General features: G+C 69.7%; 5 protein-coding genes and 1 pseudogene. 2 read left to right on the top strand and 4 right to left on the bottom strand.

The genetic code is table 11. The features are described from left to right. Positions 1 to 215 precede the first annotated feature (215 nt). The 4 genes and pseudogenes from NVU01S_RS26285 to NVU01S_RS26270 all read right to left on the bottom strand — a co-directional run. A pseudogene (locus NVU01S_RS26285) lies at positions 216 to 12,449 on the bottom strand (amino acid adenylation domain-containing protein); the annotation flags it as partial. Positions 12,450 to 12,633: 184 nt separating this feature from the next. Beyond that, positions 12,634 to 19,971 (bottom strand): non-ribosomal peptide synthetase, encoded by a 7,338-nt coding sequence (locus NVU01S_RS26280; protein WP_043664514.1) that lies wholly within the window; start codon positions 19,969 to 19,971, stop codon positions 12,634 to 12,636. A 252-nt stretch (positions 19,972 to 20,223) separates the two neighbouring features. Further along, the gene (locus tag NVU01S_RS26275) at positions 20,224 to 21,210 is read right to left on the bottom strand and encodes a helix-turn-helix domain-containing protein (RefSeq protein WP_043664746.1); all 987 of its coding nucleotides are present in this window, start codon (positions 21,208 to 21,210) and stop codon (positions 20,224 to 20,226) included. Positions 21,211 to 21,369: 159 nt separating this feature from the next. After that, positions 21,370 to 22,197, bottom strand: coding sequence for a M23 family metallopeptidase (locus NVU01S_RS26270; protein ID WP_043664517.1), 828 nt, complete (start codon positions 22,195 to 22,197; stop codon positions 21,370 to 21,372). Positions 22,198 to 22,450: 253 nt separating this feature from the next. Here NVU01S_RS26270 and NVU01S_RS26265 point away from each other — a divergent pair, with 253 nt between their 5' ends. Together NVU01S_RS26265 and NVU01S_RS26260 are read left to right on the top strand one after the other, a co-directional pair. Further along, positions 22,451 to 23,497, top strand: coding sequence for a nitronate monooxygenase (locus tag NVU01S_RS26265; protein ID WP_082031826.1), 1,047 nt, complete (start codon positions 22,451 to 22,453; stop codon positions 23,495 to 23,497). Positions 23,498 to 23,561: 64 nt separating this feature from the next. Further along, on the top strand, positions 23,562 to 23,954 hold the full coding sequence (locus tag NVU01S_RS26260) for an SCO5389 family protein (protein WP_014981634.1): 393 nt from the start codon (positions 23,562 to 23,564) through the stop codon (positions 23,952 to 23,954). The last annotated feature ends 33 nt before the right edge of the window (positions 23,955 to 23,987 follow it).

Below are 23,987 nucleotides of genomic sequence, written 5' to 3'. Positions count from 1 at the left end.
CTGCCTGTTGTCGCCGCATTTCCGCCTAGCTGGCCCCCGCCCCCATGATCATCGAACGCGTGCCCGCCCATCGTTACCGAAGGAACCGGCCCACGCCGAACACAGCCCGGTGCGACCCCGGGAAAAGGGTAGCGACGAACCACGGGAAACGAGCGCCCGGAACGATTATTCCCTGCCGACGCGAGAATGGTGTCGCGCGCGTCGGCAGGGCATCGTCAGGCCCGGCGACCGAGCAGAACAGCCAGCTGAGGACCTATCTCGGCCAGCGCCTCCGGCGAGGTCATGAGCGCGTGGGTCACTCCGATCGGCCGATCGACCACCTCGCCTGAGACAAATGCGGTCCAGTCGCCCGCAGTGGCGCGAAGCACATCCGTGGGATCGGTGACCGCGGCACTGAAGTACTGGAGTGTGCCGTGGAACACGCCGGGCCGATGCTCGGCGATGAGCTCGGCCGAGCGGACCGCGCTGCGATAGATACTGCGCAACCGTTCCGGCGTGATGGCCACCAGCTCCGGCGGGATCATCGCGTGCAGCGCGGCCAGCGCCTGATCGCTCAGGTCGTAGACATCGCCCTGGGCCGCGACGAGGTCCGCGCCGAACCCGAGTTCGGTGAGCGCGCCCCGCAGTGCCGTCCGGAAGCCGACGACATCGGGATTCGGATGGCTGTCCATCATGGCCAGCAGCTCGACCCGCTGGCCCGCGACCTGCAGTTCGGTCGCGATGGCGTGCGCCAGCACGCCGCCGAGCGACCAGCCGAGCAGCCGGTACGGGCCCTCCGGCTGCACCGCCCTGATCTCGGCCACGTAGCGACGGGCCAGCGCGGTGATCGACTCCGGCAGCGCGCCGTCCTCGGACAGTGCCGGGGACTGCACGCCGTAGATCGGCTGCGCGGCGGGCAGGTACCGGGTGAACCCGACGTAGGTCCAGGCCAGCCCGTACATCGGGTGCAGGCAGAACAGCGGTGTCTCGGTGCCGCCGGTGCGGATCGGCAGCAGCACGTTCAACGCGGCGTTGGCGTCGATCTCCCCCGCCGCTCCGGCCTCGATCCGCGCGGCCAGCCCGGCCACCGTGGCGTCGGTGAAGAACCACTGCACGCTCACCGAGCCGCCGGTGGCTTCGCGCAGTCGCCCGACCGCCTGTGCGGCGAGCAACGAGTTGCCACCGAGGGTGAAGAAGTCGTCGTCGAGGCCGACGACAGGCGCGCCGAGCAGTTCGGCGAACACCTGCGCCACCGCCTGCTCCAGTGCCGACTCGGGTGCCCGGTACTCGGCGGCGCCGGTGAATTCCGGTGCGGGCAGCGCCTTTCGGTCCAGCTTGCCGTTCGGCGTGAGCGGCAGCGCGTCGAGCACGACGATCGCGTCCGGCACCATGTACCCGGTCAGGAACCGGGCCGCCTCGGAACGCACGGTCACCGGATCAATTGCCCCTGGCTCAGCGCCGACCACATAGCCGATCAGTCGCTCCCCGTGCGCGTCCGAGCGGACCACCGTGACGGCCTGGCGCACACCGTCGCAGCGCAGCAGCGCCGCCTCGATCTCGCCGAGTTCGATGCGGAAGCCGCGCAGCTGCACCTGCTGGTCGCTGCGCCCGGCGTATTCGAGCTGGGCCTTGTCGCCACAGTCGCACCACCGGCCGACATCGCCGGTCCGATACATCCGGGAACCGGGCGCGCCGAACGGATTCGCGACGAACCGGGTCGCGGTCAGGCCCGGCCTGCCGAGGTAGCCGCGCGAGAGCTGCGCGCCGACGACATGGATCTCGCCGGGCACCTCCAACGGCGCCGGATGCAGCCGCGGGTCGAGCACGTAGGCGTCCAGGCCGGGGATGGCCCGGCCGATCACGCTGGCCGCGTCGCGCACATCGCTCTCGCCGAGCGGCAGGAACGACACGTGCACCGTGGTCTCGGTGATGCCGTACATGTTCACCAAACGGGTTGTCGCACCGTAGCGTTCGTACCAGCGCTGTAGCTTGCGCAGATCCAGTGCCTCACCGCCGAAGACCACATACCGCAGCGCGAGCTCGGCGGGTTCGGCGGCCCGGTCCGCCTCGACCAATTGGTAGAAGGCCGACGGGGTCTGGTTCAGCACGGTCACCCGCTCGCGAATCAGCAACTCGCGGAACTGCTCCGGCGATCGGGAGGTCAGATAGTCGACCACCACGACCGAACCGCCGTGCGCCAGCGCGCACCACAGCTCCCAGACCGAGAAGTCGAACGCGAACGAGTGGAACAGCGTCCACACGTCGTTCTCGTCGAACCGGAAGAGCGGCTGCGTGTTCGCGAACAGTTCGACGACGTTGCGGTGCGCGACACCGACACCCTTCGGCACACCGGTCGAACCGGAGGTGTAGATGACGTAGGCCAGGTTGTCCGGGTGCAGCGGCGCGAGCCGCTCGGCCTCGAGAATCGGTGCGTCGGCGAAAGTGGTTGTCTCGTCGAGCAATACCACCGGCAGTTCCCCGGTGGGCACCGCGTCCCGCTCGGCCGCCGTGGTCAGCACACAGACCGGCGCGGCATCGGCGAGCATGAACTCCAGACGCTGCGCCGGATAGGCGGCATCGATCGGCAGGTAGGCGGCACCGGTCGCGAGCACACCGAGCAGCGCCACCGGCAGTTCCTCGGTGCGCGACATGGCCACGGCCACCAGCGTTTCCGGGCCGGCGCCCTGCGCGATGAGCGCCCTGGCCACCTGGTTGGCCCGGGACTGCAACTCCCCGAACGTGAGCGCTCGAGCGCCGCAGCGGATCGCGACGGCGTCGGGGCGACGCCACGCCTGCTCGGCGACGAGGTCGGGCAGCGTAGCGCCCGGAACCCAGGCACCCAGCGAATTCCACTCCGACAGTACGAGTTCGCGCTCACCCGCCGCCAGCACGTCGATATCGCCGACCACCACCGCCGCATCGGCGGCGACCGCGGCCAGCACGCGCTGGAAACGATCCGCGAAGTTCTGCACGGTCGACGCGTCGAACAGGTCGGTCGCATAGGTCAGGACCGCCGAGATGCCCTGCCGCTCAGGGCGTTCCGCGACGGTGAGTTGCAGATCGAACTTGGCGGGGGTCACCTGCGGATCGATGCCCGCCACGGTGAGTCCGGGTAGCTCCAGCGAGGACTCGGCGAGGTTCTGGAACACCAGCATGACCTGGAACAGCGGGTGCCGAGCCGCCGAGCGGAGCGGATCGAGCAATTCGACCAACCGCTCGAAGGGCAGGTCCGCGTGGCCGAAGGCCGCGACATCGGTGTCGCGCACCGCGGCGAGCAACGCCTCGAAGGTCGTCCCCGGCGCGATCTCGTTGCGCAGCACCAGCGTGTTGACGAACATGCCGATCAGATCGTCGAGTTCGGCTTCGCCGCGGCCCGCGACCGGCGTACCGATCGCGATGTCCGTGCTGCCGGACAGCCGGGCCAGCAGCACCGCGAGCGCCGCGTGCACCACCATGAACAGCGTCGAATTGTGCTGCTGGGCCATCTGATCCAGCGCGGCGTGCAACTCGGCGTCGATCTCGAAATCGAGGGTCGCCCCGCGATAGGACGCGACCGCGGGCCGCGGCCGGTCGGCGGGCAGTGCCAATTCGTCCGGCAGGGCCGCCAGCGCGCCGCGCCAGTACTCGGCCTGCTGCGCGATCACGCTCTTCGGATCGTCCTCGGCGCCGAGCACCTCGCGCTGCCAGATGCTGTAGTCCGCGTACTGGACCGGCAGCGGCGCCCAGGTGGGGGCCGCGCCGCCGGTGCGGGCGACGTAGGCCAGCATCAGGTCCCGGGTGAGCGGTCCCATCGACCAGCCGTCGGCGCTGATGTGGTGGGCCACGAAGACCAGCACGTAGTCGGCGTCGTCGACCTGGAACAGCCGGGCCCGGAACGGCACCTCGGTGGTGACGTCGAAACCCGTGGCGACGACGCGGTATACGGCGTCGGCGACCTCTGCCCCGCTGATCCGCACCGGCGCGAGATCCACGGTGGCCTCCGGTACCGCGGCGATGGACTGCACCGGGCCGAGTCCGGATTGCGGGTAGGTGGTGCGCAGGATCTCGTGCCGGGCGACCAGATCGGTCACCGCCGCGCCCAGCGCGGCGACGTCGAGGTCGCCGGCCAGCCGGATCGCGGCCGGGATGTTGTACACCGAGGACGCGGTGTCGAACTGGTTGAGGAACCACATGCGCTGCTGCGCCAGCGACAGCGGAATCTGTTCCGGCCGTGGGCCGGCCACCAGCGCCTTGCGGCCGCCGCTGCCCACGTGCTGTGCGACCTTGGCGGCAAGTCCGGCGACGGTGGACGCCTCGAACAACATCCGCACCGGCACCCGGGTGTCCAGCGCCGCACCGAGCCGCGCCGCGACCTGGGTAGCCAGCAGCGAATTACCGCCGAGACCGAAGAAATCGTCGTCCGCGCCGACCTGCTCGGCACCGAGCACCTCGGCGTACACCGCGGCCACGATCTCCTCGATCGGCGTCGACGGCGCACGGAAGGCTTGCGGCTCGAATTCGGGCTCCGGCAAGGCTTTCCGGTCGAGCTTGCCGTTCGCGTTGAGCGGCAGGGCGTCGAGCAGAACGAACGCCGAAGGCACCATGTACGAGGGCAGTTCGGTGCCGAGCGCGGATTTCACCGCCGCCACCTCGATGTCACCGTCCGCAGGCACCAGGTAGGCCACCAGGCGATCACCGGTCTGCGGATCGGACTTCGCGACGACCGCGGCCTGGGCGATCTGCGGCAAAGCCAGCAGCGCAGTCTCGATCTCACCGAGTTCGATCCGGAAACCACGGATCTTCACCTGGAAGTCGGTGCGGCCCCGGTATTCCAGCTCGCCCGCGGCGGTCCAGGCCGCCAGATCGCCGGTGCGATACATCCGCACGCCCGGCTCGAAGGGGTTGGCCACGAACCGATCCGCGGTCAGATCAGCCCGACCGAAGTAACCCCGCGCCAACTGCGCACCGGCCAGATACAACTCACCGGACACGCCTACCGGCACCGGCCGCAGCCGCGCATCCAGCACGAAGACGTGGCTGTTCCACTCCGGTCCGCCGACGGGCACCGACGTCTGGTCGTTGCGACCGACCCGATGGCTGGTGATCGACACCGCCGCCTCGGTGGGCCCGTACAGGTTGAACAGCTCCACGCGCGGGTAGTCGCGCAGGAATCGCTGTGCCAATCCAGCGGGCAGCGCCTCGCCGATCGCCAGGACCCGCCACAGCGAGGTCGGGAAGTCGCTGTTGGCCAACGCATCCAGCATCGAGGGGACCACGTGCAGCGTGGTGACCCACTCCCGGGCCATCAACTCGTTCAGATACGCCGGATCCTGATGACCATCCGCAGCAGCGATCACCAAACGACCACCACACACCGCGGCCGACCAGAACTCCCACACCGAAAGATCGAACGTCGCAGCCGTCTTCAACAAAACCGCATCAGCAGCATCCAGACCGAACTCGGTCACCTTCCACTGCAACTGATTCGCAATCGCCCCATGCGAAACCGCAACACCCTTAGGACGACCCGTCGAACCCGACGTGAAAATCACATACGCCGTATTCTCCGCACGCAACGCCACAACCCGATCCGCGTCGGTGACCGGCGTGGCAGCGAACCCCTCCAGATCCAGCTCATCGATGCGCACCAAAGGCGCTACATCCGTAGCGAACTCAGCCTCGGCATTGGTCAGCACACACACCGGAGCCGCAGTCTCCAGAATGTAGCCCGTCCGCTCCGCCGCATGATCCGGATCCACCGGCACATACGCACCACCGGACTTCGCCACCGCATACATCGCCACGATCAGATCCACCGAACGACGCAACGCCAGCGCAACCCGCGACTCCGGACCCACACCGACCGAGATCAAATACCGCGCAAGACGATTCACCCGCGCGTCCAGCTCACCGTAGGTGACCTTCTCGCGGCCGCCGTCGGGCAGATCGGTCACCAGCGCGACAGCTCGCGGGTCGGCCGCCACCGCTGCGTCGAGCAACGACGCCAAGGTGGCCGACTCGTCGACCTGCTGTTCGGTGGCGTTCCACCGGGCCAGCACCTCGTCGCGCTCGGCCGCGTCGAGCAATTCGATATCGCCGACCGGGGTGGTCGCGTCCGCGACCACGGCGGCCAGGATTCGGGTGAGCCGCTCGGCGAAGCCCTGCACCGTGGTGGCGTCGAAAAGATCGGTGGCATAGGTGAAGAAGCCACCCATGCCCGCGGGCACACCGGACTCGTCGTAGCTGTCGCCGACGATCAGATGCAGATCGAACTGCGACACCGCGAGATCCGCGTCCAGCCCCTCGACGGCGAGGCCGGGCAGCTCCAGCGCGGTGCGCGCGATGTTCTGGAACGACAGGCCCACCTGGAACAACGGATGATGCGCCGTCGAACGCGGCGGATTCAGCACCTCCACCAACCGCTCGAACGGAATATCCGCGTGCGCGAACGCCTGCAGATCGGATTCGCGCTGCCTGCCGAGCAATTCGACGAACGACTCGTCCGATTCGAAGCGGGTCCGGAACACCACGGTGTTGACGAACATGCCGATCAGATCATCGAGTTCACGTTCACCGCGACCGGCCAGCGGCGTGCCGATGGCAACGTCCGAGGAGCCGGACAGGCGGGCCAGCAGCACCGCGAGCGCGGTGTGCACCACCATGAACAACGTCGCACCGTGCGCCCGGCCCAACTCCACCAAACCGGCATGAGTAGCCGCATCGATCCGCACATCGACCCGCGCACCCGCCATCGACGCGATCGCCGGACGCGGCCGATCAGCAGGCAACTCCAGCCGATCCGGCAGACCCGCCAAGTGCGTACGCCAGAAATCGATCTGTTGCGCCGCAATCGATTCCGCATCGGACTCAGCGCCGAGCACCGCACGCTGCCACAACGCGTAATCCGCGTACTGCACCGGCAACGAAGCCCAGCCCGGCGCCTCACCCGCGGTCCGCGCGGCATAGGCGACCATCACGTCACGCACCAGCGGACCCATCGAAGACGCGTCCGCCGCGATGTGATGCACGACGACGGCGAAGACATAGGTATCGGCCGTGCCGTCGATCCGGTACAGCGCGACCCGCACCGGAACCTCGTCGGTCACGTCGAACGGACGTGCGGCGAGCGCGTAAACCGCTGTCGCCACCTCGGCCTCGGTCAGCACCTGCGGCGTGACGTCCAGCACAGCACTGCTCGGCGGCAGCACCACCTGGATCGGGCCGGCGTCGGTCGCCGGGTACACCGTCCGCAGCACCTCGTGCCGCGTCACCACGTCGCCCAGCGCCGCGCCCAGCGCCTCGACATCCAGCGCGCCCGTCAACCGCAGCGCGAACGGCAGGTTGTAGGCGGCCGAACCGGCCGACCCGTCATCGGACTGGTCGAACCGGTTGAGGAACCACATCCGCCGCTGCGCCAAGGACAGTGGCAGTTCGTCCGGGCGCTCGATACTGCCCAGCGCGACTCCAGGGCGACCGTGCACCTGCGAATCGGCCACGGCGGCAAGGCCGGCCACGGTCGGCGCCTCGAACAGCGTGCGCACCGGCACCCGGCCGCCCACCGCGGCGCCGAGCCGCGCGACGACCTGGGTAGCGATCAGCGAATTGCCGCCGAGGGCGAAGAAATCGTCATCGGCACCGACCCGCGTCAGCCCCAGCACCTCGCCGAACACACCCGCCACGATCTCCTCGAGCGCGGTCGAGGGCGCACGGAATTCTTGTGCGGTGAACATCGGCTCCGGCAACGCCTTCCGGTCGAGCTTGCCGGATGGGTTGAGCGGGAACTCGTCCAGCGCGACGACCGCGGCCGGAACCATATAGGCAGGCAGCGTTTCCGCGACGGCGGTCCGCAGCTCCTGCAGATCGATCCGATCGCCCGGCACGGGCACCGCGTAGGCCACCAGCTGATCCCCCAGCGCCGACTGGCTGACCAGCGCGACCGCCTGACTCACCGAAGGCTGCGCCAACAACGCCGTTTCGATCTCCCCCAGCTCGATCCGCTGACCACGGAACTTGACCTGGAAATCGGTGCGGCCGAGGTAGTCGAGCACCATCTCGTCATCGGTCTCCGCGCCGGCGGCCTTGCGCCACAGCACCAGATCGCCGGTGCGGTACATGCGCTGTCCCGGGCCGAACGGGTTGGCCACGAACCGGTCCGCGGTCAGATCCGGCCGCCCGACGTAGCCGCGCGCCAGCTGATCACCGGCCAGGTAGAGCTCACCGGCCACGCCCTCGGGCACCGGACGCAGCCGGGCATCGAGCACGTAGACCCGGGTGTTCCACTGCGGCAAGCCGATCGGCACCGAACCGGTGTCCGAGCCGTCGGCCGGCCAGTAGGTCACCGACACCGCGGCCTCGGTCGGCCCGTAGAGGTTGTGCACGTCCGCGTCGGTGACCGCGAACACCGCATCCACCGTCGCCGGCGGCAGTGCCTCGCCGATCACGAAGATCTGGGCCAGCGTCGGGCACGCGCCCTTCGCGGTGTGCGCCGCGAACATCGTCAGCATCGACGGCACGAAGTCGGTCACCGTCACCGCCTGCGCGGCAATGGTTTCGGCGACGTAGGCCGGATCGCGATGGCCGTCCGGGGTCGCGACGACCAGCTTCGCGCCCACCCGCAGCGGCAGGAAGAAGCCCCACAGCGATACGTCGAACGTCGTCGCGGTCTTCTGGAAATAGACGTCGTCGCTGGTCAGCGGGTACTCCGCGAGCATCCACACGAGCTGGTTGACGATCGCCGCGTGCGAGACGGCGACACCCTTGGGGCGCCCGGTGGAACCGGAGGTGAAGATCACGTACGCCGGATTCAGCGGCGCGACGGGGCGCAGCAGTTCCGCCGCGCCGACCGGGCTGCCCGGGAATGCCGCGAGGTCGGCGGTATCGAGGGCCACCGTGGCCACGCCGTCCGGCAGCGCCGCCGCATCGGCGGAAGTCGTGACCACGCAGACGGGTTGGGCGGTGTCGAGGATGTGCGCGATCCGCTCGGCCGGATGATCCGGATCCAGCGGCACGTACGCCCCGCCGGCCGTCACGATCGCGTACATGCCGACCACGAGGTCGACCGAACGCCGAATCGCCAAGCCGACCAGCGACTCCGCCCCCACACCCTGCGAGATCAGCAGGCGGGCGAGCTGATTGACGCGCTCGTCGAACTCCCGATACGTAAGCGTGGTGTCTTCGTCGGCCACCGCGACCGCATCGGGATGGGCGTCGACCGCGCGCCGGTAGCCGTCGAGCAGCAGTTCCGGTGCGAGCCGCTGCCGGGTCTCGTTCCACTCGAACAGAATTCGGTCACGCTCGACCAGCGACAGCAGTTCGGCGTCGCCGACCGGGCGATCGGGGTCGGTCGTGACCGCGCGCAGCAGTCGGCGCAGCCGGGCCGCGAAGCGCGCGACGGTCGCCTCGTCGAACAGGTCGGTCGCGTAGGTGAACATGGCCGACAGACCCGCGTCCGCGCCCTCGTGCGGGGTCACGGTCAGTTGCAGATCGAATTTGGCTGCCGCGCCGTCCAGTTCGAGCGCCGACGCGGACAGCCCGGGTAGTTCCAACGCGGGCTTGTCCATGTTCTGGAAGAACAGCGCCACCTGGAACAGCGGATGATGCGCCTGCGAGCGCACCGGATCGAGCACCTCGACCAACCGCTCGAACGGCAGCTCGACGTGGGAGAACGCCGCGAGGTCCACGGTTTTGGCGGCGCCGACCAGCTCGCGGAACGACGCGCCCGGATCGATCTCGGTGCGCAGCACCAGCATGTTGACGAACATGCCGATCAGGCCGTCCAATTCGGCTTCGCCGCGGCCCGCGACGGGGGTGCCGACGGCGATATCGGTGGTGCCGGACAGCCGGGCCAGCAGGGCCGCGAACGCCGCGTGCACCACCATGAACAGTGAGGCGCCCGTGTCCTGCGCGATCGCGTCCAGTCCGGCACGGATCCGGGCGTCGATCTCGAACATGTGCACGCCGCCCCGCCCGGAGGCCAGCGCGGGACGCGGCCGGTCCGTGGGCAATTCGAGGCGGCCGGGCAGTCCGGCCAGTGCGCTGCGCCAGTAGCGGATCTGCTCGGCCGCCACCGAGGCCGGATCGTGCTCGTCGCCGAGCATGGCGCGCTGCCACAGCGCGTAATCGGCGTATTGCACCGGCAGCGGGGCCAATTCGGGCGCGTTGCCCGCGCTGCGGGCGAAGTAGGCGAGGGTCAGGTCACGCGCCATCGGCGCCATCGAGGTGCCGTCGGCCGCGATGTGGTGCACCACCACGGCGAGTACGTAATCGTCGGCGCCGACCTCGAACAGCGCCATGCGCAGCGGCACCTCGGCCGCGACGTCGAAACCGGCCACGGCGAATCCGGCCAGCCTGCCCGGCAGCTCGGCGGCCGCGACCTGGATCACCGCCGGCTCCGGAGTCGCCTGCGCCGCAGGCAGAATGACCTGGTGGCCGGTGCCGTCCAGCGCGGGATAGACCGTGCGCAGCGTCTCGTGCCGCTCGACCAGATCCGCGACCGCGGCGCGCAGCGCCGCCACATCCAGCGCGCCGGTCAGCCGGATCGCGAACGGAATGTTGTTGGCCGCCGAAGCCGTGTCGAACTGGTTCAGGAACCACATCCGCTGCTGCGCCAGCGACAGCGGAATATGTTCCGGCCGTGACATGCGCGTGAGCGCGGCGCGCCCGCCCGCCCCGGCCAGCGGGGCGAGCCGCGCCGCCAGAGCCGCGACGGTCGGCGCCTCGAACACGGTCCTGGCCGGTACCCGGGCGCTGATCTGCGCACCGATGCGGGCCACGACCTTCGTCGCGATCAGCGAGTTGCCACCGAGCTCGAAGAAGTCGTCGTCGGCGCCGACCGGCACATCGCTGTCCAGCAGCTCGCCGAAGATGTCGGCGACCAGCTGTTCCCACTGGCCGCTCGGCGCCCGGAACTCCTTGGTCTGCAACTGCGGTGCGGGCAGTGCGCGCCGGTCCAGCTTGCCGACCGGGGTGAGCGGGATCTCGTCGAGCACCGTGATCGCCGTCGGCACCATGTGCGCGGGCAGGCTGCGCTCGGCGAGCGCGACGAGCTCGGCGGTCTCCACCGTGGCACCCGGAGCGGCCAGCACGTAGGACGCGAGAATCGTTGTCCCGTTCTCCAGCTGATGCCCGACGGTGACCGCGAAATCGATGCTGTCGTGCGCGGCGAGCACGGCGTCGATCTCGCCCAGCTCGATCCGGAAGCCACGCACCTTCACCTGGAAGTCGTTGCGGCCCGCGTACTCCAGCCTGCCGTCGGCCACCCAGCGGACCAGGTCGCCGGTGCGGTAGAGCCGAGCCCCGTTGGGATCGAAGGGGTTTGCCACGAAGCGGGCCGCACTGAGCGCGGGCCGCTGGTGGTAGCCGCGCGCCACCTGTGCGCCCGCGATGTACAGCTCGCCGATGACGCCGTCCGGCACCGGCGAAAGCCGCTCGTCCAGTACGTATTCGGTGACCGCGCGAATCGGCCCGCCGATGGTGACCAGCTCGTCCGGCACCAACGGCGCACTGATATTCGTCATGATCGTGGTCTCGGTGGGCCCGTACCCGTTGAAGAACTCGCGGGTCCGCCCGTTCGCCACCGGAATCACCCAGCGCCGCACCAACTCCGGCGGGCAAGCCTCGCCACCCGCGACCACGACCCGCAGTTCATCCAGACCGGCAGGTTCCACCGACGCCAACGCGGCAGGCGTGATGAACGCGTGCGTCACTCCGGTCCGGCGCAGCAGCGAGACCAATTCTTCGCCACCGAACACCGTCGGCGCCGCGATCACCATCGTCGCCGCGCCACCCACCGCGAGCAGCAACTCCAGCACCGACGCATCGAACGAGGGCGACGCGAAATGCAATGTCCGCGAAGCACTGACGACCTGGTACCGCTCACGCTGCTCATCGCAGAAACTCGACAGACCGGCTTGCGTGACGACCACGCCCTTCGGTCTGCCGGTGGAACCGGAGGTGTAGATGACGTACGCCGGATGTTCGGCATGCAGGCGGCCGAGCCGATCGGCGTTGGTGATCGGCTCGGTGGAGTAGCGCTCGAGCGAGCGCAGGCAGGACTCGTCGTCGATGGCCAGCCACTCGACCTGGCCGGGCAGCTGAGCGGCGGCCGCGCGGGTGGTCAGGCCGAAGACCGCACCGGAATCCTTCACCATGTGGTCGATCCGGTCGGCCGGATAGTTCGGGTCCACCGGGACGAAACCGGCACCCGCCTTGGCCACCGCCCAGACGGCGGTCACCGACTCGATCGAGCGGGGGATGCCGATGGCGACCAGATCCTCCGGCCCGATCCCGCGGTCGATGAGCAGCCGGGCCAACCGGGTCGACCGCTCGTCCAGCTCCGCGTAGCTCAGTTGCGACAGTGTCGCTGTGGCGTCCGCATAGGTCAGCGCGATGCCGTCGGGGTTCGCCTCCGCGGCGGTCGCCATCAGCTGGGGCAGCGTGATGACCCGCGGTCGTCGGGTTCTGGCGGGGCGGACACGAGTTGGGCGCGTCATGCTCGCACCAACAGGAGTGCCTCTTTTTCCTTGACGTCCCCCACTACGCGAACCATGAAACTCTGCTCATCCTGCCTGTCGAACATGTGAAACCACACCACCATCGGGTGTCGGCGTCGGACAACCCGATCTGAGTGACCATAGTCATGTTTTTTGGGGCTTGCACCCCATACCCGTCGGTCTGCTACCCGACATTCAGAAGATCGCCGAGGGTGACCACGGTCACCTGCGACCATGCACCACCCGGAATCGGTCCGTCGGCGACCAGCACGGCCCGCAGATCTTCCAGGGCCGCCGGGTCAAGGGTATCGAGGCCCGCGGAGTCGGTCAGCAGGTGGCTGACCCACTCGTCCGCGAGCGCCTCGGTCGGCTCGGCGCCGGCCGGGGTGAGCACGATCGCCGCCCCGGACGAACCGGCGGCCACTGCCTCGAGCACCGCGAGTTCGGCGGGCCCGCCGAGCCGGCAGGTCCGTGACTCGAAGGTCAGATCGGTGCGGGTGCGCAACCGGTCCACCGCCGCGGCCAGCTCGTCGTAGCCGACGGTGCGCGCCCCGACGAAGGCCGGGTCCGTGCCACGCAGCACCCTGGTGCGGTGCGCGTAGGTCACCGGTCGCGGTGATTCGGCCGCGATCTGCGCGGCCACCGCGCGATCGCTCAGCACGAGCCAATCGATCTCGCCCGACTCGTGCACCCGGGCATCGGTGAGGCCCACCTTGACGACCAGCTGCGCCGGCATCGGATCCTCGACCGAGGACACCGGAACAATCGCGGCGCCGGCTTTGAGCACGGCCCACGTCGCGACGACCGCGTCCACGCCGCGGTCGAGCCGGACCGCGACACCGTCGCCGGGGCCGCAGCCGCGGGCGGCCAGCACACGGGCCAGCCGCGAGGACCGCGCGTCGAGTTCCTCGTAGGAGACCGCGTCCTCGCCGGAGACCAGCGCGGGACCGTCCGGATCGTCCTCCACCACCGCGGTCAGCGCCTGGGTCAGCGCGGTACCGGTGGTGGTGGGCGCGCCTTCGGCCCGGAACTCCGGCGACGACTCCGCCGCCGTCCGCACCCGCTCGCGCTCCTGCTCGTCCAGCAGGTCGATATCGCCGACGCGTACCTGCGGGTCGGCGACCACCGCGGTCAGGATCCGCTCCAGCCTGCGGCACAGCGCCTGCACCGTCGACTCGTCGAAAAGGTCTGTGGCATAGGTGATCGCGGTGATCAGCTCGTCCGGCGAGCCGTCCGGGCGGTGCCGCGGATCGACGTTCACCTGCAGGTCGAACTTCGCCGCGATCTCGCCGCTGTCCAGCCCGGCGATGGTCAGGCCCGGCAGTTCCAGCGTCGGCTGCTCGTTGTTCTGGAACGACAGCACGACGCCGAACAGCGGGTTGTACACGGTCGCATGCCCGGGCAGGACCACCTCGACGATGCGCTCGAACGGGATGTCGGCGTTGGCGAAGGCCGCCAGGTCGGTCTCGCGCGCCCGATCCACCAATTCGGCGAAGGTCGAGCGTGATTCGACCGCGGTGCGCAGCGTGAGCGTGTTGACGAACATGCCGACCAACTCGTCCAGCGCCCGCTCACCACGGCCCGCGATCGGCGTGCCGATGGCGATATCGGTGCTGTTCGACTGGCGGGCGAGCAGTACCGCCAGCGCCGCGTGCACCACCATGAACAACGTCGAATTGTGTTCGCGCGCAATCCGAACCAGCGCGGCGTGCACCTCGGGCGGGACCGCGAAGCCGGTCGAGGCGCCGCGCATCGAGGGCACGGCGGGACGCGGCCGGTCCAGTGGCAGGGTCAGCTCACCGGTCAACCCGTCGAGCTGCCTGCGCCAGTACGTCAACTGCTGTGCCGCAATGGATTCCGGATCATCGTCGGTGCCGACGACGGCGCGCTGCCACAGCGCGAAGTCCGCGTACTGCACCTCCAGCGGCGACCAGCGCGGCGAATTGCCGCCGACCCTGGCGAGATAGGCGGTCACCATGTCCCGGGCCAGCGGCGCGATCGAGGCGCCGTCGGCCGAGATGTGGTGCACGACGAGCGCGAGCAGATGCTCGTCCGGCCCGACCGCGAGCAGCAGCGCGCGCACCGGAACCTGCTGGGTCACATCGAATCCGGCGGACAGCAGCGCGGTGATCCGGGCGATCGGGTCGGTGGTCTCGACCACCTCGAGGCCGCCGGGCAGCGCTTCACCGACCGAGACGATCTGCTGGTAGGCCACCCCCGACGGGTCCGCGGGGTACCGGGTGCGCAGGGCCTCGTGCCGCTCCAGCACATCCGCGACGGCGTTGCGCAGCGCGGGCACGTCGAGTACGCCGCTGAGCCGGATCGCCATCGGAATGTTGTAGGCGGGCGAGTCCGGATCGAACTGGTTGAGCACCCACATCCGTTGCTGGGCAAGCGAAAGCGGCACGCGCTCGCCGCGTTGCACCCGCGCCAGCGGCGGGCGGGCGCCCGCGGCCGTCGCGGCGCCGGGCACCACCCGCGCGGCCAGCGCGGCCACGGTGGGCGACTCGAACAGTTCCCGCACCACGAGATTCGCGTCGAGCGCCTCGTTGATCCGGGCGACCACCCTGGTGGCGAGCAGCGAGTTGCCGCCGAGACCGAAGAAGTCGTCGTCCAGGCCGATCTCCTGCGCGCCGAGCAGTCCGCCGAACACCTCGGCGACCGCCTGCTCCACCGGCGAACTCGGCGCGCGGAACGCGGCCGTGCTCGCGAATTCCGGTGCGGGCAAAGCCGTCCGGTCCAGCTTGCCGTTGGGGGTCAACGGCAGCGCGTCGAGCACGACCAGCGCGTCCGGGACCATGTAGCCGGTCAGGAATTCGCCCACCTGGCCGCGCAGTTCGAGCGGATCGAGCTGCGCGCCGGTATCGGGCACGACGTAGCCGATGAGCCGATCGCCCGCGTGCTCGTCCGCGCGCACCAGCACCACCGCCTGGCTCACGCCGGGGCAGCGCAGCAGCGCCGACTCGATCTCGCCGAGTTCGATCCGGAAGCCGCGCAACTGCACCTGCTGGTCGCCGCGGCCCGCGTACTCGAGCGTCGCCTGGCCGCCGAAGCCGACCCAGCGGCCGATATCGCCGGTGCGGTACATCCGGGATCCCGGCGTACCGAACGGGTTCGCGACGAACCGGCTCGCGGCGAGCCCGGGACGGCCGAGGTAACCGCGGGACAGCTGCGCGCCCGCGACATAGATCTCGCCCGCGACGCCCACCGGCGCCGGGTGCATCCGCTCGTCGAGCACGTACGCGTCCAGGCCGGGCAGGGCGCGGCCGATGACGCTGGCCGCGTTGTCGGCCATCTGCTCGTCCAGCGACAGGAACGACACGTGCACCGTCGTCTCGGTGATGCCGTACATGTTGACCAGCCACGGCGCGTCCACCGCGTGACGCTCGTACCAGCGCTGCAATTGGCGCAGATCCAGAGCCTCACCGCCGAACACCACATAGCGCAGCGCGAACTTCGCCTGCTCGCCCGGCTGCGCGGCGCGGTCGGCCTCGGCGAGCTGGTAGAACGCCGACGGGGTCTGGTTGAGCACGGTGACCTGCTCGCGAATCAGCAACTCGCGGAACAGTTCCGGCGACCGGGAGGTCAGGTAGTCGACCACGACCACGGTGCCGCCGTTGGCCAGCGCGCACCACAGCTCCCAGACCGAGAAGTCGAACGCGAACGAATGGAACAGCGTCCACACGTCGGTCTCGTCGAACTCGAACATCATCTGTGTGTTCGCGAACAGCTGCACCACATTGCGGTGCGCGACACCGACGCCCTTCGGCACGCCCGTCGAACCCGAGGTGTAGATGACGTAGGCCAGGTTGTCCGGCCGCAGCGGCGCGAGCCGCTCGCCGTCGCGCACCGGAGCGTCGGCGTAGTCGCCGGTCTCCTCCAGCAGGATGACCGGAATATCGCCCGCGGGAATGGATTCCAGCTCGCTCCTGGTGGTCAGAATGCACGCCGGAGCCGCATCGCCGAGCATGAATTCCAGCCGCTGCGTCGGATAGGTCGTATCGATCGGCAGGTAACCCGCGCCGGCGACGAGCACGCCGAGCAGCGCGACCGGCAACTCCTCGGTACGCGGAACAGCAACGGCCACCAGCGATTCCGGGCCCGCACCGCGCGCGATCAGGGCCCGCGCGACCCGGTTGGCCCGGCGCTGCAATGCACCGAAGGTCAGCGTCGTGTCGCCGAAGCGGATCGCGCCCGCGTCCGCACGCCTGCGGGCCTGCGCACCGATGAGATCGACCAGCGTCACCTCGGGCACCGCGACGCCGGGGCTGTTCCATTCGTGCAGCACCAGTTCGCGCTCGCCCGGGGCGAGTACATCGATATCACCGACCGTCACCGTGGCGTCGCTCGCGACCGCGGCCAGGATCCGGCCGAAGCGGTCGGCGAAGTCCTGCACGGTCGCCTCGTCGAACAGATCGGTGGCATAGGTGAAGGCCGCCGACATGCCCTCCGGCGCACCGTGCCGGTCGATCCGCTCGACCAGCGCGAGTTGCAGATCGAACTTGGCGAGCGGCATCGCGAGCTCGACCGCCGAGACCGAGAGGCCGGGCAGCTCCAGCTCGGTGCGCGCCAGGTTCTGGAAGGTCAGCATCACCTGGAACAGCGGATGCCGGGCCGCCGAACGGGCCGGATCCAGCAGTTCCACCAGCCGCTCGAACGGCACGTCGGCATGCCCGAACGCCTCGACGTCGATCCGGCGCACCTCGCGCAACAGCTCGTCGAAGGTCGCGCCGGAATCGATATCCGTCCGCAGCACAAGGGTATTGACGAACATGCCGATCAGGTCGTCGAGCGCGGCCTCGCCGCGTCCGGCCACCGGCGTGCCGACGGCGATGTCCCTGGTGCCGGACAGGCGCGACAGCAGCACCGCCAGCGCCGCGTGCACCACCATGAACAGCGTCGAATTATGGCTGTGCGCAAGGCGGCTCAGTGCGGTGTGCACCGCGCCGTCGATCTCGAAGGCGAGCGTGGCGCCGTGGTTCGACGCCACCGCGGGACGCGGCCGGTCGGCGGGCAGCTCCAACTGCTCGGGCAGCGCGGCCAATTCGGTCCGCCAGTAGGCGATCTGCTTGGCCAGCACCGATTCCGGATCGTCCTCGGCGCCGAGGATCTCGCGCTGCCAGAGCGCGTAGTCGGCGTACTGCACCTCGAGTGCGGGCCACTGCGGCGCACCGCCGCGAATCCGGTCCAGGTAGGCGGCCATCAGGTCGCGCGTCAGCGGGGCCATCGAGAAGCCGTCGCCCGCGATGTGGTGCACTACGCAGATCAGCACGTGCTCGGTCTCGCCGAGGACGAGCACCCGCACCCGCACCGGCGGCGCGGTGGTCACGTCGAAGCCCGCGGTCACCGCGGCGGCGACCAGTTCCGGCAGCCGGTCCTCGGTGGCCTGCTCGACCACGAATTCCGGAACGGCCTGCGGATCACCGGCCGGCAGCACCTGCTGGTAGCCCTCGCCGTCGACATCCGGATACCGCGTGCGCAGCACCTCGTGCCGTTCCGCGAGGTCGCGCACGGCCGCGCGCAACGCGTCGAGATCGAGCCGGCCCGAAAGTCGTACGGCGGCGGGAATGTTGTTGACCGCGCTCGCCGGATCGAACCGGTTCAGGAACCACATCCGCTGCTGCGCATAGGACAGCGGCACCCGCGCCGGGCGCGGGCGGGCGTGCAGCGCCTGTCCGGCGGCCGAACCCGCGTGCCGCTCCACCCGTTCGGCGAGCGCGGCCACGGTGGTCGCCTCGAACAGCAGCTGCACCGGCACCCGCACGTTCAGCGCCGACCCGATCCGGGCGGCGGCCTGCGCGGCGAGCAGCGAATTGCCACCGAGTTCGAAGAAGTCGTCGTCTGCGCCCACCCGGCCGTCGTCGCCGGCCATGAGCAGGGCGGCGAACACGTCGGCGACGATCTCCTCGACCGGGGTGGACGGCGCACGAAAAGCCTTGGCGGCGAACACGGGTGCGGGCAGCGCCGCACGGTCCAGCTTGCCGACCGGGGTCAGCGGGATCTCGTCGAGCACCATGATGGCGGCCGGAATCATGTACGCGGCCAGGGATTCCCCGAGGAATTCGGCGAGTTGCCCGGTGTCCACGGTGGTTCCGGCTCGCGGCAGCACGTAGGAGACCAGGGCGGTCGCGCCGGAGGGCAGTGTCTTGCCGAGGGTCGCCGCGTAGTCGATGTCCGGGTGCGCGGTGAGCGCGTTGTCGATCTCGCCCAATTCGATTCGGAAGCCACGGATCTTGACCTGGAAGTCCGAGCGGCCCAGATACTCGATGGCCCCGCCGTCCTCGGCGCGGCGCACCAGGTCACCGGTGCGGTAGAGCCGCGCGCCGGGGTTACCCGTATCGGCGCCGAACGGGCTGGCCACGAAGCGTTCCGCGGTGAGGCCCGGGCGGCCGAGGTAGCCCTGAGCCAGCGCGGGCCCGGACAGGTACAGCTCGCCGACCACACCGGCGGGCACCGGCCGCAGCCGCGAATCCAGGACGAACGCACCGACTCCCGGGATCGCGGTGCCGATGGTGATGAGCTCGTCCGGGGCCAGCTGCGGGGTGCTCGTGGCCAGAATCGTGGCCTCGGTGGGGCCGTAGCCGTTGTAGAACTCGCGATCGCCCGCCCAGCGGTTGAGCAGTTCCGGGCCGAACTTGTCGCCGGCCACCACGACGACGCGCAGGTCGTCCAGATCGGTCGGATCGACCGACTCCAGCGCGCCCGGCGTGATCAGCATGTGCGTGACCCGTTCGCGCCGAAGCAGATCCGCGAGTTCGTAGCCGCCGAACACCGAGGGCGGCGCGATCACCAGCGTCGCACCCGCGGAGAACGCGAGCAGCAGCTCCAGCACCGAGACGTCGAAGTTCGGCGAGCACACGTGCAGCACCCGCGAGTCGGCGGTGACGTCGTAGTGCTCGCGCTCGGCGGCCACCAGACCGGCCAGGCCGCTGTGCGTGACCACGACGCCCTTGGGGCGTCCGGTCGAGCCGGAGGTGTAGATGACGTAGGCCGGGTGCCGCTCGTCCAGCGGGCGCACCCGGTCGGTGTAGGAGATCGGGTGCTCGGGGCGGGCCGCGATGCGCGCGGACTGCACCGGGTCGTCCAGCTCGATCCAATAGACGCCGGTGCCGAGCACCGGGCGATGCGCCGAGGTGGTGAGCCCCACCTTGGCCCCGGAGTCGGACAGGATGTGGTTGATCCGGTCGGTTGGGTAGGCGGGATCCACCGGCACGAACGCCGCGCCCGTCTTCGCGATCGCCCACACGGCGACGACCGATTGCAGGCTGCGGGCGATGCCGATGGCGACCACATCGCCCGGTCCGACGCCGCGCTCGATCAGTTCCCTGGCCAACCGCGACGACTGGGCGTCGAGCTGGCCGTAGGTGAGCTGACGGTCGTCGTCGGGCAGACCCGACGGATTGAATCGGATGGCGACCTCGGCGGCCGCGGATTCGACGGCGGCGGTCAGCAACTGCCCGAACAGCGGGCTGCCCGACCTGCGGCGACGGCTACCACGAGCGGAACGACGGGCAGTTTCCATTCGAGTGCATTCACCTCTCGCGTCGAGCTAGGACCCGGCCCTGCCCATAACAAGGGCGTATCGTCCGGGGCCAGCGCGGTTCCGAGCAATCATATAAGGGACTGATCGGTGTCCACGCGTGCTGTCTTGGATTGATACGGCCCGCCTGGCAGCGGTCCGCGCGCCCCTGGAAGCGCTGTCTTGCCAGATGCCAGGAGTTATATCGGTATCCGACCGGTCTTGTTGCAGGAGTACCCGGATCGGTGAACTAGTTCACAGCCAACCCCGCCGGGTCGCCTGCACCCCGGCCTGGAATCGGGTACTCGCGCCGAGCCGCTCCAGCAGTCGCGCGGTCCGGCGGACCACAGTACGCCGCGACATGCCGAGCCTGCGGGCGATGGTGTCGTCGGTCGCACCGAGACCCATCAGGGTCAGGATCGCGCGATCGCGTTCGTCGAGGGCCTCCGCCGTCGGGTTCACCGAAATCGGGGCGGCCAGCGACCACAGCACATCGAACGTTTTGATCAGCAGGTCCAGCGCGGGTGAGCCGATGATCCGCAAGCCCATGGGGTCCGGGCGACGTTCGTCGACGTGCAGCACCAGGCTAGCGCGTTCGTCGTCGCTGATGATGAGTTTGAACGGCGGCTCGGGCAACGTCCGCGCCTGTGCCCCACTGGCATTGGTGGACAGCGCGTGCCGCAGCCGCTCCGGATCCTGATAGATGGTGTCCTGGTAGAGCGTTTGGTAGCGGATGCCCTCGCCGAGCCGACTGCGCTTGAGCTGGAACAACTGTCGCTCACGGTCGAGATCGCTGAGATAGGGCCCGCGCTCGACGACCTTGACGCAGGTGCGCGCGCTGGTCTGCATCTCCTCGAAATCGGCCAGCATCTCCAGCCGTTCGAACACCGGCACCACCGCGCCGTTGCTGCGCGGCGAGCGGCGCACCGAACGGAACGTCTCGCTGAGCCGCGCTGCGGCCGTGTGCATCTGGTTGATCTGCTGCTGCCGGCGCCGAGCTTCGGCCTCCGACAACGATTCCGGGGCGTGGGCATCCCAGACCACCGGTTCGCCATCGGCCGCGGGCACCCGCACGGCGGCGCGCAGCTCGCACAGCACGTCCAGCGAGGCCGCGGCGGAGTCCTCCGAAACGCCTAGATACTGCGCGATATCGGCGAGGTTCGACCGCGGATGATGCACCAGCACGGCGTAGGTGCGGCCGTGCGGCGATCCCGGCTCGAAGATGTCGCCCAAGTCACTCACGGCCGCACCTCGCACACACTCGGCGCCGCCGTGACCGGACGTGCTGCACTCCACGCTCCCTCGCTCACGAATCGAGCCTAATGACCGATTGGGTCTCGTGGGGAACCCTGTCCGGCAATGGCCGGCGGGAGCGCTGGAATATCAAGCCGGGCAGTGGAATCAGTGGGCCGAAGGTCCCCACTGCAGCGGCACACCCTTGGCCGCGAGATACGGCATCGGGTCGATCTTGCTGCCGCCCCGGTCCCAGATCTCCAGGTGCAGATGCGGTCCGGTGGACTGGCCCCGGTTGCCGACGGTGGCAATCACGTCACCGGCGTTGACCCGCTGGCCCTCCTGCACGAGCATCTCGTTCACGTGGCCGTACACCGCGGTGGTGCCGTCGTCCTGCAGCACGCGCACCCACAGACCGAAGCCGGACGCGGGGCCCGCCTCGATCACGGTGCCGTTGCTGACCGAGTGGATCGGCGCGCCGAGATTATCGGCGAAGTCGAGACCGTAGTGGAATTCGCCCCAGCGACTACCGAATCCGGAGCTGATCGCGCCGGCGACCGGACGGACCGCGGCCTGCGGGGCGGGCGCGACCTGCTGCTGCACACCCTTGAGGATCTGCTCGGCCTGAGCCAGCGGACCGGCCACCTCCGGCGGCAGGTTCTGCAGGCCGAACGGCGCGGCGGCAATGGGTGCGGCGACCTGACTGGCGACGGGCACCTCGGGAGCGGGCGCCTCCGGCGCCGGAGCGGCGGCCTTGACCTGCGCGACCGGCAGAATGCCGGTGCCCTTCACCACGATGGGGGCGTCCGCCTCGTCACCGTCGTGCGCGCCGGGGAGCAGCGGGCTGGCGACCGCGGGGGCGACCTGGCTCACGGTGCCGATCAGGGCGCCCGCGGCGACCGCGACACCGGCGGCGACCTTCACTCGATCGGCCGCGGTCGACTCGGCGCGATGCCGCGTCGGCCGACCCGAAATATCATCGCCGATGAGGCTCATGACGGTAATGGAACTGGGGCCTACCCGGTGGTGCGACACAGCTGCGTCCTTGCGTCCGAAGAACAGTGGTTCAGCGGAGCCGGGCCGGTCGCGGGGGCCGCCGGTTCGGTAACGATCCGGTGAAGCTTGCGATGTAACGGTTTGGCATCCGTTGTGACGGGAACTCTACCCCGGCGTGACCATTCCGCAACCTTCTGCGCGAAAGACGCAGGTAAACAACGGGTCGGACGTCCAGTAAGCAACACTGGAAGCCGTGATCATCGATGACTTGACCATCCCGATCGTGCTCGCTCCGATGGCCGGCGGCCCCTCGACACCCGAGCTGACCGCCGCCGTCACCCGGGCCGGCGGGTTCGGCTTCCTGGCCGCCGGTTACCTCAGCGCGGCCGATACCGCCGCCCGGATCGCCGCCACCCGAGCCGCCACCGACGCCCCCTTCGGCGTGAATCTCTTCGTGCCCGGTCCCGCGACCCCCGCCGCCGAGTTCGCCGACTATCTCACCGAGCTCGCCCGCGACAACGAGGTCGGCACCGCCAAGTACGACACCGATGACTGGGACGCCAAACTCGACCTGCTCGTCGCCGACCCGGTCGCCGCCGTCTCCTGCACCTTCGGCTGCCCCACCGCCGCGGAGATCGCACGACTGCACGAGGCGGGCTCGGAGGTCTGGGTCAGCGTGACCTCGCCCGCCGAGGCCGTGATCGCCGTCGAGCGCGGCGCGGACGTGCTGGTCGCGCAGGGCGCGGAGGCGGGCGGGCACCGAGCCACCTTCGTCGACCGGGTCGCCGACGACGCCACCGATCCGCTCGGCCTGATCGCGCTGCTGCAACTGCTGCGCGCCGCGACCGACCGCCCGATCGTGGCCACCGGCGGCCTGAGCACCGGCGCGGGCATCGCCGCAGCACTCGCCGCGGGCGCGGCCGCCGTGCAACTGGGCACGGTGTTCCTGCGCTGCCCGGAGGCGGGCACCAATCCGGTGCACCGCGCCGCGCTGACGGCGTCGACGCCGACCATGCTCACCCGCGCCTTCACCGGCCGCCGGGCGCGTGGCCTGCGCAACGAGTTCATGACCGAGCACACCGCGACCGCGCCGGTGGCCTACCCGGAGATCCATTACGCCACGGCGCCTTTGCGCGCGGCGGCGCGGTCGGCGGGCAACCCGGACAAGGTGAACCTGTGGGCGGGGCAGACCCACACCCTGGCCCCCGAGCTACCGGCCGGCGAACTGGTCCGCACCCTGGCCGCCGAAACGAAAACCGCACTGAATGCAGCACTTTCGCGGCGAATCCAGGATTGTTGACAACGACTTTCGATTAGAATCGAGACGCATCGCATCAGCCATCCATCCTCGCCAGGAGAGCGCTATGTCCCTCGATGTCCCCACCGCACTGCTCGAACGCGCCGAACGCGGCGAAGTCGACGACGCCGATTTTGTCGAATGTGTCCGCAACTCGCTGCCCTACGCCTGGGAAGTCGTCAGCCGGGTCGCCGGCGAACTGCACTCCGGCACAGCCGAATACGCCGACAACGTGGTGCCGCCGCCGGACGAGGTGGCCCGTGGTCAGCTGCTGCGCGCCATGGCCTCCGACGCGATCCGCGGCGGGCTGGAACGGCACTTCGGGGTGAAGCTGGCCTTCCAGAACTGCCACCGGGTGGCGGCGTTCCCGATCGCCGCGGTCGGCGGCGAGACCTACAGCACGTTCATCGGCACCAGGGCCCAGCTGCTCAATCAGAGCCCGGAACTGCGTAACTGCTGATCCGTCCGCACAACAGCCCGGCGCGGCAGGCGA

Origin of the sequence: Nocardia vulneris (assembly GCF_001613425.1) — a bacterium.
Lineage (GTDB): Bacteria > Actinomycetota > Actinomycetes > Mycobacteriales > Mycobacteriaceae > Nocardia > Nocardia vulneris.
The sequence above is the reverse complement of the archived record's forward strand: the minus strand, read 5'-3'. Positions and strand labels throughout refer to the sequence as shown.

Bases quoted from the DNA above. Each gene is read 5' to 3' on its own strand.
- NVU01S_RS26270 (WP_043664517.1), bottom strand. From the start codon at position 22,197: ATGAGCCTCATCGGCGATGATATTTCGGGTCGGCCGACGCGGCATCGC.
- NVU01S_RS26280 (WP_043664514.1), bottom strand. From the start codon at position 19,971: ATGGAAACTGCCCGTCGTTCCGCTCGTGGTAGCCGTCGCCGCAGGTCG.
- NVU01S_RS26260 (WP_014981634.1), top strand. From the start codon at position 23,562: ATGTCCCTCGATGTCCCCACCGCACTGCTCGAACGCGCCGAACGCGGC.